This window comes from Actinospongiicola halichondriae (genome assembly GCF_049103745.1).
GTDB lineage: Bacteria > Actinomycetota > Acidimicrobiia > Acidimicrobiales > Salinilacustritrichaceae > Salinilacustrithrix > Salinilacustrithrix halichondriae.
In genome coordinates this window covers 3,921,331-3,934,798 of record NZ_CP171622.1, presented here as the reverse complement: position 1 = coordinate 3,934,798, position 13,468 = coordinate 3,921,331, and the positions used below count along the sequence as shown (strand labels likewise).

16 protein-coding genes and 1 pseudogene are annotated in these 13,468 nt (G+C 69.7%); 12 read left to right on the top strand and 5 right to left on the bottom strand.

Annotated elements, in window-relative coordinates; all coding sequences use genetic code 11:
- Positions 1-49: 49 nt before the first annotated feature.
- Entirely contained in the window at positions 50-793 is a 744-nt protein-coding gene (locus AB8619_RS19490) for an MOSC domain-containing protein (protein ID WP_436794290.1), read from the top strand.
- 22 nt (positions 794-815) lie between these two features.
- Here the strand turns inward: AB8619_RS19490 and AB8619_RS19485 are convergent, their stop codons facing one another.
- Entirely contained in the window at positions 816-1,628 is an 813-nt protein-coding gene (locus AB8619_RS19485) for a maleylpyruvate isomerase family mycothiol-dependent enzyme (protein WP_436794289.1), read from the bottom strand.
- A 161-nt stretch (positions 1,629-1,789) separates the two neighbouring features.
- Between AB8619_RS19485 and AB8619_RS19480 the strand changes: the two genes are divergently transcribed.
- Entirely contained in the window at positions 1,790-2,710 is a 921-nt protein-coding gene (locus AB8619_RS19480; protein WP_436794288.1) for a diiron oxygenase, read from the top strand.
- Positions 2,711-2,717: 7 nt separating this feature from the next.
- Here AB8619_RS19480 and AB8619_RS19475 read toward each other — a convergent pair whose 3' ends face one another.
- Positions 2,718-3,707, bottom strand: a complete 990-nt coding sequence (locus tag AB8619_RS19475; RefSeq protein WP_436794287.1) for a fatty acid desaturase family protein — start codon at positions 3,705-3,707, stop codon at positions 2,718-2,720.
- 26 nt (positions 3,708-3,733) lie between these two features.
- Between AB8619_RS19475 and AB8619_RS19470 the strand changes: the two genes are divergently transcribed.
- The 4 genes from AB8619_RS19470 to AB8619_RS19455 all read left to right on the top strand — a co-directional run bounded on the left by AB8619_RS19470 (position 3,734) and on the right by AB8619_RS19455 (position 6,659).
- Positions 3,734-4,522 carry a PaaX family transcriptional regulator C-terminal domain-containing protein gene (locus tag AB8619_RS19470; RefSeq protein WP_436794286.1) on the top strand — a complete coding sequence of 263 codons (789 nt, stop codon included), beginning with the start codon at positions 3,734-3,736 and terminating at the stop codon, positions 4,520-4,522.
- Between the two features lie 116 nt (positions 4,523-4,638).
- On the top strand, positions 4,639-5,382 hold the full coding sequence (locus AB8619_RS19465) for a CAP domain-containing protein (RefSeq protein WP_436794285.1): 744 nt from the start codon (positions 4,639-4,641) through the stop codon (positions 5,380-5,382).
- A gap of 66 nt (positions 5,383-5,448) precedes the next feature.
- Positions 5,449-6,165 carry an MBL fold metallo-hydrolase gene (locus tag AB8619_RS19460; protein WP_436794284.1) on the top strand — a complete coding sequence of 239 codons (717 nt, stop codon included), beginning with the start codon at positions 5,449-5,451 and terminating at the stop codon, positions 6,163-6,165.
- Positions 6,162-6,659: an N-acetyltransferase family protein gene (locus AB8619_RS19455; RefSeq protein WP_436794283.1), complete on the top strand. Its 498-nt coding sequence runs from the start codon at positions 6,162-6,164 to the stop codon at positions 6,657-6,659. Before AB8619_RS19460 ends, AB8619_RS19455 begins: the two co-directional genes overlap by 4 nt.
- 21 nt (positions 6,660-6,680) lie before the next feature.
- Here the strand turns inward: AB8619_RS19455 and AB8619_RS19450 are convergent.
- Positions 6,681-7,362 (bottom strand): annotated as a pseudogene (locus AB8619_RS19450) (TetR/AcrR family transcriptional regulator C-terminal domain-containing protein).
- Positions 7,363-7,451: 89 nt separating this feature from the next.
- On the opposite strand from AB8619_RS19450, the gene AB8619_RS19445 reads away from it, so the two are divergent.
- The gene (locus tag AB8619_RS19445; protein WP_436794282.1) at positions 7,452-8,483 is read left to right on the top strand and encodes an NAD(P)-dependent alcohol dehydrogenase; all 1,032 of its coding nucleotides are present in this window, start codon (positions 7,452-7,454) and stop codon (positions 8,481-8,483) included.
- On the opposite strand, the gene AB8619_RS19440 is transcribed toward AB8619_RS19445, so the two are convergent.
- Positions 8,463-9,251 carry an alpha/beta hydrolase family protein gene (locus AB8619_RS19440; RefSeq protein ID WP_436794281.1) on the bottom strand — a complete coding sequence of 263 codons (789 nt, stop codon included), beginning with the start codon at positions 9,249-9,251 and terminating at the stop codon, positions 8,463-8,465. The genes AB8619_RS19445 and AB8619_RS19440 overlap by 21 nt on opposite strands.
- Before the next feature lie 40 nt (positions 9,252-9,291).
- Here AB8619_RS19440 and AB8619_RS19435 point away from each other — a divergent pair, with 40 nt between their 5' ends.
- The 5 genes from AB8619_RS19435 to AB8619_RS19415 all read left to right on the top strand — a co-directional run bounded on the left by AB8619_RS19435 (position 9,292) and on the right by AB8619_RS19415 (position 13,332).
- The gene (locus AB8619_RS19435) at positions 9,292-10,278 is read left to right on the top strand and encodes an isopenicillin N synthase family dioxygenase (RefSeq protein ID WP_436794280.1); all 987 of its coding nucleotides are present in this window, start codon (positions 9,292-9,294) and stop codon (positions 10,276-10,278) included.
- A 49-nt stretch (positions 10,279-10,327) separates the two neighbouring features.
- The gene (locus AB8619_RS19430) at positions 10,328-11,191 is read left to right on the top strand and encodes a hypothetical protein (protein WP_436794279.1); all 864 of its coding nucleotides are present in this window, start codon (positions 10,328-10,330) and stop codon (positions 11,189-11,191) included.
- Positions 11,192-11,247: 56 nt separating this feature from the next.
- Entirely contained in the window at positions 11,248-11,844 is a 597-nt protein-coding gene (locus tag AB8619_RS19425) for a TVP38/TMEM64 family protein (RefSeq protein WP_436794278.1), read from the top strand.
- 9 nt (positions 11,845-11,853) lie between these two features.
- Positions 11,854-12,243 (top strand): FKBP-type peptidyl-prolyl cis-trans isomerase, encoded by a 390-nt coding sequence (locus AB8619_RS19420; RefSeq protein ID WP_436794277.1) that lies wholly within the window; start codon positions 11,854-11,856, stop codon positions 12,241-12,243.
- Positions 12,244-12,318: 75 nt separating this feature from the next.
- Positions 12,319-13,332 carry a hypothetical protein gene (locus AB8619_RS19415; RefSeq protein WP_436794276.1) on the top strand — a complete coding sequence of 338 codons (1,014 nt, stop codon included), beginning with the start codon at positions 12,319-12,321 and terminating at the stop codon, positions 13,330-13,332.
- Here the strand turns inward: AB8619_RS19415 and AB8619_RS19410 are convergent.
- Positions 13,322-13,450, bottom strand: coding sequence for a hypothetical protein (locus AB8619_RS19410; protein ID WP_436794275.1), 129 nt, complete (start codon positions 13,448-13,450; stop codon positions 13,322-13,324). The genes AB8619_RS19415 and AB8619_RS19410 overlap by 11 nt on opposite strands.
- Positions 13,451-13,468 lie beyond the last annotated feature (18 nt).

The following is a 13,468-nucleotide window of genomic DNA, read 5'->3' as shown; positions in this document are numbered from 1 at the left end:
CGTCGCCGACCGGCGCCCGTCGACCGATCGAGGTGCCAGACTCCGGCCGATGGGCGACGTCTGCGACGGGTGCGGGTTCACCGCCGACGACTACTCGGAACGCGACCTCCGAAAGAGCCCGCAGTGGCTCGCGTCGATGTGCGACGACATGGTCGATCCCGTCGACCCGGTCCACCTCGAGCATCCGTCCGTCGACGAACTGCTCACCCGTCTGCGCTCGACCATCGCCTCGATCGACGCCGATGCGGTCGACGTCGCCGCCGTGCATGCCGGCGTCCACGGGCTACGCGATCTCAGCCGGGTGTTGCACCAGGTCGGTGCCGGGGTCCCCACCCGGGTCGGTTCCGTAGTCCAACTCAGTGCATCGGACGGCGGCGTGCCGAAGGCTGCGATCACCACGGCCGAGGTGGGGTTCCGCGGTCTCGTGGGCGACCGCCAGGCGAACCGCAAACACCACGGGCGTCCGTTCCAGGCCCTGTGTCTCTGGTCGACCGAGGTCATCGACGCGCTCGCGGACGAGGGCCACCCGATCGGACCAGGACTCGCGGGCGAGAACGTGACGGTGGCGGGCATCGACTGGTCGACGTTGCGACCGGGCGTCCGCCTGTTGATCGGGAACGTGACGTGCGAGATCTCCGGGTGGGCCGAACCGTGCCGGAAGAACGACCAGTGGTTCATCGGTCGCTCCGACCGGATGGACCACCGCCTCCACCCTGGTTGGTCCCGGGCCTACGCCTGGGTCCTCGAACCGGGGACGATCACCACGGGTGACCCCGTCGTCGTCGAACCCTGAGGCGGCCGCACCGGCCGCCCGGTCAGATGGTGTACGCCGCGTTCTCGATCACCGACGTGCCCAGTGCCTGATCGCCGGCGATGGCGACGTCCTCGTGCGAGGGGTCGCCCGGCCGACGTCCGGCGGCGAAGCGGACCCACAGCGACATCGGCAGGGTGATCGTCGTCGTCGGGTCGTCGAGGTCGTGGACCACGGTCGCCCGACCGTCGACCCGCACGTCGATCGTCCGCTTCGTCGGCCCGGTCAGCACGAGGCGGACCGACTGACCCTCGGTGGCCCCCGCCTTCTTCCCCACGACGAAGCCCATGGCCGTCGTCATCTCGTCGAGCATGACCTCGACCGCGGGCCCGGACTCGTGGCCGGGGATGCCGAGCGGCCCGCGGCAGTCCTGCTCGTGGATCCAGCAGTCGAAGACCCGGATCTGCATGAACCGTCCGTAGGTGTCCTTGCCTGCGGGGGTGAACGACTCGGCGTCGAAGTCGGCGTCGGTCATCGTGGCCAACGCTGCCTTGCGCTCGCCGGCGACGAGGGCGAACTCGGCGAGCACCTCACGGCCGGACCGCGAGCGCCGCGTCTCGATGGCCACCTCGTTGAAGGACCCGATGTCGTTCTTCACGTGGGCGGCGCCGGCGACGTCGACCGTGGCGTCGGGTCGGCCGAGCAGCATCAGCTCGGTGCCGATGACATGGCTGAAGTTGTCCTTGACCGTCCATCCGGGCACGTCGCTCGAGGTGTTCCACTGGTCGTCGGTCAGGTCACGGCCGAGCGCGAGCAGCGCATCGAACTGATCGTCGAGAGCGGCGACGAGGGCGGCACGGTCTGTGGCGGCGGGCATGGCCGGACCCTATGCGGCGATCCTGCGCCGACGCGAGGACCGGCGCGAGGACCAGTCCGACGACGAGACTCGGACGAGACAAACGTCATGTTGCACCCGAACCGGACACATGCGACTCTCAAAGAGAACACGCGCTCTTTTTTCTCCCGGGGGACGAACCGATGACCATCACGACCGACGCACCGACCACCACGCGGATCGAGCGTCTCAACACCGCCTCGGCCAAGCGGGTGATCGACCCGGACGTCGACGTCCAGGGTCACCTCGACCTGTCGCGGCAGGTGCTGCCCGACGAGTTGCTGTCGGTCGCCGGCCTCGATCTCGACCTCACCGCCGAACAGCGGCACACGCTGGCGAGGGAGGAACTGGCATCGATCTTCGACAACGGTCTGCGCTTCGAGGCCATCCTCAACGCCGGGTTCTCGCGGATGATCGCGATGGCGCCCGACCTGACCGATCCACGCATCACCTACATGCTCCACGAGATCGGCGAGGAGACCCGCCACCAGCGGCTCTTCGCCCGGGTGCTGACCCAGCTCGACGGGCAGGCCCCCAAGCCGATGGACAAGCCGATCTTCCGGATGCTCGAGCGGTTCGGCACGGCGCAGATCACCTCGCGCCCCGCATTGCTGTTCACCCTGGTCCTCGCCGGCGAGGAAGCGCCCGACCTGTTCCAGAAGCTGGCGTCGGAACACCCCGACACCGACCCCTTCATCCGCGACGTCAGCCGCTACCACCGCTCGGAGGAGGCGCGTCATCTGAGCTTCGCCCGCGCGGTCTTCGGCGAGCTGTGGGCGACCGCCAACTGGCGCGACCGCTTCGCCGTGCGCCACGTCGCGCCGTTCGTCGTCGGCCAGATGTTCGACTTCCTGGTCCAGCCCGGCGTGTACACGACCGTCGGTCTCCCGGACTGGGACACCTGGAAGGCCGCCCGGGTCTCCCCCGAGCGAGCCGCCCTCCGTCACCAGGCGACCCGACCGGTGCTCCGCGTCCTCCAGGACAACGGGGTCTTCCGCGGCGACCTGCCCAAGGCCTGGCAGCAGACCTGCGGCGTCGACGCCGGCGGCCAACCGCTCGACTGATCCCGACCTACTCGGGACGCGACGACAACGCCCGCCAGAGCGAGCGGTAGTTGGGATAGGTGTAGGCGTCGGTCACCCACCCCGCGTCCTCGAGCTCGCGATGGAGGGCGGGGAGGTTGCGGAACGGCACTCCCATGTCGACATGGTGGGCCAGATGCCACCCGGTGTTGAACGGGGCGACCCAGAAGCGGGCCAGAAGGTTCTGGCGCACGTGATGGGTGGTGCGGCGGCGATCGGGCGACATCTCCATCCCGCCGTGCTCGGCGATCGAGCGCAGCCGGTTGATGACCCGCCAGATCGTCATCCAGGATCCGAGCCACAGGACCGGATAGGTGAGGAGCCCCACGAGACCGGCAGCCCACACGCCCCACGCCGTGAGGACCACGGCCAGGACCACCTGGGTGAGGAGGATCTTGCGGGCGATGCCGAAGCCGTCCTCCTTCGCCACCGCGAGGACCAGGGGCTTGAGGCTCTTCCAACCGGTGTTGCCTCGCAGGTCGCGCCACAGCTTCCGCTTCATCGACGATCGCGTGATCGGATAGCCGTTGTAGAGCGGCAGATCGGGTTCGTTGGGGCCGAACTCCTCCTTGTGGTGGGCGAAGTGACTCCGCCGGTACAACTCCATCGGCACCAGGCTCGGATACGAGCCGATCCAGCGGCCGACGAGGTCGTTGACCCGCTTGTTCGAGAACAGGAGCTTGTGCGCTGCCTCGTGCATGAGGATGGCCAGACGAGCGTGTGCGGCCCCCATGAAGACGAAGGCGATGGCCCACGACCAGATGGTGTCGACGTGGAGGGCGAAGCCGATCGTCGCCGCGACCTGAGCCCAACACAGGACCACGCTGCCCACGTTGCGCACGTCGTCGATCTGGCGGAGTTCGTCACGGATCTCTCGCACCGGCTTCGCCGACTCGAGCAACCGGTCGGTCGGGAGCACCTGCGGGAGTGCCTCGTCGCCGGGGACCATCGTGCGCGTGCCACCATCTGCCGAGACCATGATCGCATCTTACGTTTCTGGAACACGTGTCGTCCACACGTGACATCAACCGACGGCCGCTCACGGCCCGGTCGGTCATCGCGTCGACCCTGCTCGGCGTCGACCCGCCGCGCCTGCCCGCCTTGGCGCTCGTCCGCTCGGGTGAGCTGTTCGGACTGCGCGAGGGCGCGACCCGGACTGCGCTGTCGCGCATGCTGGCGAACGGCGAGGTCGTCGCCGAGGACGGGCACTACGCGCTGACCGGACCGCTGCTGGTGCGGCACGCACGCCAGCAGTCGGCACGGAACCAGACGCGTCGCCCATGGGACGGCACCTGGATCGCCGCCGTGGTGACGGGTGAACGCCGCAGCGCCGCAGACCGATCGGCGTTCCGCACGGCGGCGACACGGCTGAAGCTGGCGGAGATCCGTGAAGGGGTGTGGATGCGCCCCGGTGAACTGCACGCCGACCACGACGTCGATGCCCGAGCCGTCATGGACGATCAGGCGACGTGGCTCCGCGATGTCCGGCCCGACGACCCGGACGCGCTCATCCGACACTTCGCACTGGACGACTGGTCCGAACGTGCCAGGGCCACGACCGCGGAGATGGAGCGTTGGCAGGACGCCCTCGACCGCCGACAGATCGAGGCCCTCGGGGAGACGTTCGTCGTCGCCGCCGACGCCGTGCGACTGCTGGTGGCCGACCCCGACCTCCCGGTCGAGTTCCTGCGCCCGGATTGGCCGGGTTCGAGGCTTCGCGACACCTTCCTGCGATTCGACTCGGCCTTCAAGGACACGTGGCGCGCGTGGCATCAGTCATTCCAGAATCCTTGAATGACTGGTCACTCGGCGTAGTCACTCGGGGGTATTCCGGACGAAGCCGTCGATAAGCCGCCACTCGGAGTGGGAAATTCCGAAAGTTCTGGTGCTTCCGGGCCGAAGGACTAGTCATGGCATTCGGGAGGAAGTCCATCTGGGTCGGAATCGTCGGGTTGACCGTCACGGTCACCGGCGTCGCCGTCGCTGCCAACGCCGGCAGCGACGCAGGCGACGCACCCGTCGAGGCGGCTGCACCGGTCACCGAGGCGATCTCCGAGGTCGACGACCTCGTCGACGCCGCAGTCGAAGGGGCCCAGGGCCTCGGCGCCGTCGGCGCCCTGCCCGAGCCCACCACGACGACCACCACGGCTCCCCCCACCACCACGACGGCACCGCCCCCGCCGCCCACCACGGCAGCGCCGGCTCCGCAGCCCACCGCCCCGCCGGCGACGCAGGCCGCACCGCCGCCCCCGCCGCCCACCACCGCACCGCCGCCCCCGCCCCCCTCGGTCGCCAACCGCGACACCGGGTGCGAGAGCTACATGTACAACCAGATCAACGCCAACCGCAGCGGCAACCTCTCGTTCGACACCGGCATCCAGTACATCGCCGTGAACTGGAGCGACCACATGTCGAGCGGTCAGAACCTGGCCCACAACCCGAACTACGGCGGCCAGATCGCCAAGCACCGCAACTACTCGACCGCCGCCGAGAACGTCGGCCGGGGCTACGAACTCGGCAGCCTGTTCCAGGCCTTCATGAAGTCGTCGGGCCACCGCCACAACATCCAGAACCCGGCGTTCAGCCACGTGACGGTCGGCTGCGTCCGAGACGCCAGCGGCCAGTACTGGGTCACCCAGAACTTCTGGGGATAGGTCACCGGGCGGGCGCTCAGGGAGACGTTCGGCTGAGCCTCACGACTCCCCCGTAGGGTGCATCGGATGAGTTCGGATCGTCTCTACTTCCGCCAGTTGCTCGCCGGGCGGGACTTCGCCCAGGGCGACATGATCGCCAGGCAGATGGTCAACTTCGTCTATCTCGTGGGCGATCGGGAGACCGGCGAGGCGATGGCGATCGACCCCGCCTACGACATCCAGGGACTCCTCGACGTCGTCGCCGCCGACGGGATGCAGCTCACCGGCGCCCTCGCAACGCACTACCACCCGGACCACGTGGGTGGAGACATGATGGGCCACGGCATCCAGGGCGTGGCCGAGCTCCTCGCACTGCACCCGGTGCCGATCCACGTCCAGGAGGACGAGAAGCCCTGGGTCCAGCGGGTCACCGGCGCCAGCGACTCCGACCTGGTCACCCACGTGTCGGGCGACACCGTCATGGTCGGCGAGATCCCGATCGAGTGCATCCACACCCCCGGACACACGCCGGGCAGCCAGTGCTTCTTCGTCGACAACAAGCTCGTCGCCGGCGACACCCTGTTCCTCGAGGGTTGCGGCCGCACCGACCTCCCCGGCGGCGACGCCGGCCAGCTCTACGAGTCACTCACCCAGAAGCTGGCCAAGGTCCCCGGCGACGCCACCCTGTTCCCCGGCCACCTCTACTCGGCCGAGCCGTCGGCCGACATGGACTACGTGCGGAAGTTCAACATGGTCTTCCAGCCGGAGGACAAGGACATGTTCCTCCGCATGTTCGGCCGGTGACGATCGTCCGGCCGGCGACCGCTGCCGACCTGCCGTCGATCGTCGACATCTACAACGTCTCGGTCACCACCACCGCCACCTGGTCGGAGACACCGCAGACTCTCGCCGAACGCGAGGCGTGGTTCGCCATCCGCACCGCTGCCGGAAACGGCGTCTTCGTGGCCGAGGACGGCGGCGACGTCGTCGGCTTCTCGGCGTACGGCGAGTTCCGCAACCCGCACTGGACCGGCTACCGGTACACGGTCGAGAACACCGTGCACGTGGCCGCTGGGCACGAAGGCAAGGGCGTCGGGCGGGCGCTGATGGAGGCCCTCATCGCGCACGCCGTCGACGCTGGCATGCACGTCATGGTCGCCGCCGTCGACGCGGAGAACGAGGGGTCGGTCACCTTCCACGAGACCTTGGGGTTCGAGGTGGTCGGCCGGATGCCCGAGATCGGCCGCAAGTTCGACCGCTGGCTCGACCTGGTCCTGCTCCAACGCCGCCTCAGCTGACCCCGCACCCCATTCTCGACGTCACAGGCGTCGGCCCCCGACGCCCTCGACGTCGAGATGGCGCTCGAGACCGTCGAGGACCAGTTCGAGGCCGAATCCGTACTCGTCGCCGAAGTCGTAGCCCGGTTGCATGACCCGGCCGGCGGCGAACTCGACCAGGTGCGGGAACTCGCCCGCAGGCATCTCGGCCATCATCGACTCGGCGAGTTCGGCGGTCTGCTCGCCGGTGTCGAAGGGCAGCGTCGCCTCCTGCATGGCGAAGCCGTAGGTGTAGGCGTCGAGCAGCGCGAACGCGTGGCCGGCGAGTTCGAGCGAGAAGCCGTTGGCGCGCAGGCACCCGAGCACGGCGTCGAGGTGCGTGAGGGTGGCCGGGCCGGGCGAGGTCCGCGACTCGAACGAGCGCGATCGCCCAGGGGTGGGCCCCGAGGACGGCGCGGGCCGAGTGCGCTCGCCGCCGCATCGCGACCTTCCAGTCTTCGTCGAGGAGCGGCAGTTCGAACTCGGCGAAGACCAGGTCGACCATGCCGTCGAGGAGGTCGTCCTTGTTGGCGACGTGGTTGTACAGCGACATGGCCTCGACGCCGACGACCTCCCCGAGCCTCCGCATGCTCATGGCCTCGATCCCGATCTCGTCGGCGAGCGCGACCGCAGATCGCAGGACGGTGTCGCGATCGAGGCGGGAACGGGGTTCGGTCGTCGGCATGGCGTGGTCCTCCGGACTCGTGGTTGACGAACTTACACCATAAGTGTTACTACTTACAGCGTAAGTGAACCAAGCAGGAGATTCCCCCGATGCGCACAACGACCCCCGCCCCCACCACCACGATGCGAGCCGTTCGACAGGAACGCTTCGGCACCGTCGCCGCCGAGGTCCTGTCGGTCGAGGAGATCGAACGCCCGACCGTCGGCCCCGACGAGGTCCTCGTCCGGGTCCACGCCGCCGGCGTCGACCGCGGCGTCTGGCACCTCATGGCCGGCCTGCCCTACGCGGTGCGCGCCGCGGGATTCGGCATCCGAGCACCGAAGCAGCCGGTTCCGGGCCTGGACCTCTCCGGCACGGTCGTCGAGGTGGGCGCCGACGTCGACGCATTCGCCATCGGCGACGAGGTGTACGGCGTCGGTATCGGCGCCTTCGCCGAGTACGCGGTGGCCAAGGCGGCCAAGCTCGCGCCGAGGCCGGCCAACCTCGACCCCGAACACGCTGCCGCTGTGGCGATCTCCGGTCTCACCGCGCTCCAGGCCGTACGTGACCACGCGAAGGTCGAGCCCGGCCAGCGAGTCCTGGTCGTCGGCGCGTCCGGCGGCGTGGGTTCCTACGCCGTGCAGATCGCCAAGGCCTACGGCGCCGAGGTCACCGGGGTCGCCAGCACCGGCAAGGTCGACCTGGTCCGATCGCTCGGCGCCGACCACGTGATCGACTACTCGACCACCGACTTCACCGAGGGCTCGCTGCGCTACGACGTGATCATCGACACCGGCGGCAACCGGAAGCTCACCCACCTGCGCCGGGTCCTCGACGACGACGGCACGCTCGTCATCGTGGGCGGCGAGGGCGGGGGACGCTGGCTCGGTGGCACCGACCGTCAGCTGCGGGCGATGGCGCTGTCGCCGTTCGTGTCCCAGAAGCTCGGGACCTTCATCTCGTCCGAGAACGGCGAGGACCTGCTCGAGATCAACGCGTTGATCGAGGCGGGGAAGGTCACGCCGGCCGTCGACCGGGTCCTGCCACTCGAACAGGCGGCCGAGGCCCTCGACCTCCTCACCACCGGTCGGGTCAGCGGCAAGCTGGTCCTGCGGGTCACCTCAGCCGAAGGCGAGGACTAGCCGGTCGAGGACCGCCGTCCACGCCGCGTTCGTGGCATCGATCACGTCGAAGTGGTCGGCGCCCTCGATGACGGCCAACTCGGCCGGATCACCGGCGGCCTTCGCAGCCCGCACGTATCGCTCGGACTGCTCCGTCGGCACGATGTCGTCTCGGGTGCCGTGCACCCCGACGACGAGGATCCCGCACGGCAGGAGCGCAATCGGCGACGCCAGGGCGTAGCGGTGCGGCTCGGCGTCCGGTGCACCTCCGAGGAGGTCGGGACACGCCGAACCACCGACGCCGGACTCGGCCGCAGCCACGAGGTCGAGCACGCCGGCGAGCGATACGGCCACCATCGGCTGGACGACGGGAGCGGCCCACGATCCACCGGCGGGGAGCGACCCGCGACTGGCCGCCCACACCGCGAGGTGCCCGCCGGCCGAGTGGCCGACGATCGCGACCCGCCCGAGATCGAGGCGGTCGTCGCCGAGCGTGGCGAGATGATCGACCGCAGCCGAGACGTCGTCGAGCGTCTGCGGGTAGCCGCCGGCACCCCCGACCCTCCGGTACTCGATGTTCCAGACCGCGTACCCACGGTCCACCGACGACTCGGCGAGACCGTCCATCAGGTCGAGGGCGTACTGCTGGCGCCAGAACCCGCCGTGCACGAGCACGACGACCGGCAGCGGCCGCCCGTCGTCGTCGGGCATCCAGAGATCACCGAACTGCTCCCGGTGGTCGCCATACGGGATCCGACTCGGCCTCGTCACCGCGATCCCCTCCGTCATGGCGGGCAGTCTGCCGTTCGACGGCGATACCGTCGTTGACGTGAGCAGCGACCCCATCCTCGACGTCGACCTCCTGGCATTCGAGAACGGAGACAGCGCGGCCCGCCGAGCCGTGGTCGACGGCGTCATGCAGAGCCTGGCCACCGGCTTCGTCTTCTGTGACACCGACCTGTCCGAGACCATGCTCGACGACGCCTACGGCATGCTCGAGCAGTTCTTCTCGATGGAACAGTCGGTCAAGGACCAGACCATCGCCCCCGGCACCCACGGCCAGGCCGGCTACACCGGGCTGCTGGTCGAGACCGCGGCCACGTCCGACGTGCCCGACTGGAAGGAGATGCTCAACTGGGGTCCGACGATCCCGGAGGGGCATCCGATGCGGCGCAAGTACCCGCACCGATTCCACGACCCGGTGCTGCCCGAGGCGGCCGTGCCCGGCATCACGAAGGTGTTGACCGAGTTCCACGACCAGGTCTTCGACCTCCAGCGTCGGTTCCTGCGCATCGTCGCGACCGGACTCGGCGCGCACGAGGACTTCTTCGATCCGCTGCTCACCGACGGCCCGGTCCTCAACCGGGCGATCCGTTACCCACCGATGTCGTCGGCGCCGGACGCGCCGCACGTGTGGGCGGGTTCGCATGCCGACATCAACCTCACGACCGTCCTCCCGCGGGCGACGTCGAAGGGCCTGCAGGTCGAGACCGGATCGGACGGCGAGACCGTCTGGGTCGACGCGGCGCCGCCGGACGGGCATGTCATCGTCAACACCGGGATCATGCTCGAGCGGATCTCGAACGGGATCATCCCCAGTGGCTGGCACCGGGTGGTGGCCGATCCCGACCACGACGGCGAGCGCTACTCGGTCGTGCAGTTCTGCCATCCGACGCCGTGGACGATCCTCGCTCCCCTCCCGTCGTGCGTGACCCCCGAACACCCGGTCCGCTACGCCGGCATCGAGGCCGCCGACCTGCTCGACCAGGTCCTCTACGAGATCAACCTCGTCGAGGACGCACGCCGCGTCGACTGACGCCGGGAATCCGCGGGAACCAATGCGGGTCGTTCGACGTCTGACCACCATGAGATTCCTGTGGCCGATCGTCGCCCTCACCCTGTTCGTGGCGGCATGCGCCGACGACGGCACGCCGGTCGCCACCGACGACGACGGCGGGACGACAGCTCCAGCAGCGCCGTCCGACGCCACCTACACCGCCACCACGACCGTGCTCGAGAGCGCAGACCACGGTCCCCAGCTCTGCCTCGGGGGTGTGGCCGAGTCGTACCCGCCGCAGTGCGGGGGACCCGACATCGTCGGCTGGGACTGGTCGACGCTGGACGCCGAGTCGGCCAACGGGACGACATGGGGCGAGTTCACCGTCGTCGGGACCTGGGACGGCGACACCTTCACCGTGACCGAGCCGCCCACCGACCCGGTGTACGACGACGTCAGCGGTCCGACCGACTTCGCCACCCCGTGCGAAGCGCCCGACGGCGGGTGGAGCGTGATCGACGAGGCGACCGCGACCGACGAGGGACAACAGGCAGCCGCCGCCTATGCCCAGGCGCAAACCGACTTCGCCGGGCTCTGGGTCGACCAGTCGATGAACTCCGCGGCCACCGAGCTGGGCATGAACGACCCGACCAAGCTCGTCCTCAACGTCCGATTCACCGGCGATCTCGACCGCCACGAGAGCGAGCTCCGATCCCGGTTCGGCGGTGCGCTGTGCGTCAGCGAAGCGGAGCGGACCGAGGCGGAACTGCGGTCGATCCAGGACGAGGTCTTCGGCTCGCTCGACGCCTTCCACGCCTCGACCGACATCGTCCGCGGCGTCGTGGAGATCGGGGTGGCCGTCGCCGACCCCGCCGTCCAGGCTGAACTGGACGAGACCTACGGCGCCGGCGTTGTCGAACTCGTCGGAGCGCTCCGACCCGTCGCGGAGTGACCACAGCCGCGTAGCCACAGGGAGGTACCGGGGGGCCCGCCGACGAATCGTTGGGGGTGACGATCGCCGACCCCGTGCCCGCGCTCGGCGCGCCCCGACGGAACCGCCGCCGCAGGCTGCTGCTCATCGGCCTCGCGATCACCGTGTTCGTCGTGGCCCGTCGCTCGGGTCTCACCGACGTCCTCGGCGACGAGGAACGTCTGAAGGATCTCGTCGACAGCGCCGGTTGGCTCGGGCCCTTCCTCTACACCGTGCTCTTCACCCTGCTGGTCCCGGTCGGCGTGCCCGGCCTCGTGTTCGTGCTGCCGGCAGCCGTCGTCTTCCCCGCACCGGTCGCCATCGCCGTGTGCCTGGTCGCCGGGTATCTCTCGTCGGGTGCCGGCGTCTGGTTCGCCCGCACGGTCGGCCGCCAGACGGTCGAGGCGAAGATGCCGGCCAGTTTCCGCAAGTGGGACGAGCGGATCGCCCGACGGGGCCTCCTCGCCGTCCTCGCGCTGCGCACCCTCACCTACCTGGCAGCACCGGCCGACTGGCTCCTCGGTCTCTCGTCGATCCCGACCCGCACGATCGTCATCGGCACCGGCGTCGGTCTGATCCCGCCGACGGTCCTCTACGTCGTCGCCGGCGGCGGTGTGCTCGACCTCATCCTCTAGGTTGCCGAGATGGCCGAACACGACCTCTCCAGCAAGCCGCACGTCTACGTCCCGCCGGGCGAGATCCCGCCCATCAAGTTGATGATCGAGGACCTGGTCGAGGGCGAGGGCCAGACGGCCGCCAGCGGCGACACCGTCGACGTCCACTACGTGGGCGTGGCGTGGAAGACGCGCCAGCAGTTCGACGCCAGCTGGGATCGCAACGAGCAGTTCAGCTTCCGCCTCGGCGCGGGCATGGTCATCTCCGGCTGGGACGAAGGCGTCCAGGGCATGAAGGTCGGCGGTCGCCGTCGTCTGGTGCTCCCGCCGGACAAGGCCTACGGCAAGCAGGGCGCCGGCGGCGTCATCGGCCCGAACGAGACCCTCGTCTTCGTGGTCGACCTCCTCGCCGTCCGCTGATCGACAGCCCTCCCGTTCGGCGGTACCGTCGGGGCAGCAGCGACGGCGGACGTCGCGACATCACGGGAGGACTCCATGAGTCATACGCGCGCTTTCGCAATCGCATCCACTGGTGCACTGGTCCTGGCGACCTGTTGGACGACGGCGGCCTCCGCCGGGACGGCGACGGAGTCCATCCCGCTCGCCTACACCGGCGACGCAGTCACCTACACCGTCCCCGACGACGGCTCGATCTGCGCGGTCGAGTTCGACCTCGCCGGCGCCGACGGTGGCAGCGGTGAGGCCACGCCAGGCACCGGCGGCGACATCGCCGGCACGGTCCCGGTGACGCCGGGCGACGTGTTGACCATCGTCATCGGTGGTGTCGGCGGCCCCGGCATCTCCGGCTCCACCGACGGCGGCTTCGGCGGCGGCGGGAACGGCGGGTTGAACACCCAGTCGAACTCGATCCGTGGCGGTGGTGGCGGCGGCGCCTCGTACGTGACCATCGACGGTGACCCGGTCATCGTCGCCGGCGGTGGCGGTGGCGGCGGCGCCTACAACATGAACGGCGGCGACGGCGCCTCCGGACCGGGAGACGGTTCGCTCGGCGAGGCTCGCGACCCGGGCAACCCCAACTGGGGTGGCCCCGGTGACCCGGGCACCTCGGCCGCAGGTGGCAACGGTGGCCTCGGCGGCACGTACCAACAAGAGATCGGGGCCGACGGTGGAGCAGGAAGCTCGCTCGCCGGCGGCGACGGCGGCGACGCCGTGACCAACGGCTCTGGAGGCGGCGGCGGAGGCGGTGGCGGCTTCTTCGGCGGCGGTGGCGGCGGCGCAGCCGTCGATGGCGGTTCCGGTGGCGGTGGCGGCGGCGGTTCGAGCTTTGCCATCGCCGAGGCAACCGACGTCGGCGTCGGCGCCTCGGTGCAGGTCGACGGCAACGGCAGCGGCTCGTACGCCCCGGTGCCGGGCAACTGTCCCTTGCCCACGACCACCGAGTCGACGACCACGACCAGCACCTCGACGACGGCCCCCGACGACGGCGTCGGCTCCGGGACGGCGACGCCGGCGGTGCCCACGAAGGCCCAGCCCACGTTCACCGGCTGACGCCGAGACCACTCGACCACGAGCCCCGCTGCTCCTCGAGCAGCGGGGCGATCACCTCCATCGGCGCGACCAGCGCAGGATTCGCGACGAGGTCGCGTCCGCAGGTTCTGGCTGTCACCGGCCCTCGATAGCGTCG

Bases quoted from the DNA above. Each gene is read 5' to 3' on its own strand.
- AB8619_RS19485 (WP_436794289.1), bottom strand. From the start codon at position 1,628: ATGCCCGCCGCCACAGACCGTGCCGCCCTCGTCGCCGCTCTCGACGAT.
- AB8619_RS19430 (WP_436794279.1), top strand. From the start codon at position 10,328: ATGAGATTCCTGTGGCCGATCGTCGCCCTCACCCTGTTCGTGGCGGCA.
- AB8619_RS19445 (WP_436794282.1), top strand. From the start codon at position 7,452: ATGCGCACAACGACCCCCGCCCCCACCACCACGATGCGAGCCGTTCGA.
- AB8619_RS19440 (WP_436794281.1), bottom strand. From the start codon at position 9,251: ATGACGGAGGGGATCGCGGTGACGAGGCCGAGTCGGATCCCGTATGGC.
- AB8619_RS19420 (WP_436794277.1), top strand. From the start codon at position 11,854: ATGGCCGAACACGACCTCTCCAGCAAGCCGCACGTCTACGTCCCGCCG.
- AB8619_RS19460 (WP_436794284.1), top strand. From the start codon at position 5,449: ATGAGTTCGGATCGTCTCTACTTCCGCCAGTTGCTCGCCGGGCGGGAC.
- AB8619_RS19465 (WP_436794285.1), top strand. From the start codon at position 4,639: ATGGCATTCGGGAGGAAGTCCATCTGGGTCGGAATCGTCGGGTTGACC.
- AB8619_RS19480 (WP_436794288.1), top strand. From the start codon at position 1,790: ATGACCATCACGACCGACGCACCGACCACCACGCGGATCGAGCGTCTC.
- AB8619_RS19475 (WP_436794287.1), bottom strand. From the start codon at position 3,707: ATGGTCTCGGCAGATGGTGGCACGCGCACGATGGTCCCCGGCGACGAG.
- AB8619_RS19415 (WP_436794276.1), top strand. From the start codon at position 12,319: ATGAGTCATACGCGCGCTTTCGCAATCGCATCCACTGGTGCACTGGTC.
- AB8619_RS19490 (WP_436794290.1), top strand. From the start codon at position 50: ATGGGCGACGTCTGCGACGGGTGCGGGTTCACCGCCGACGACTACTCG.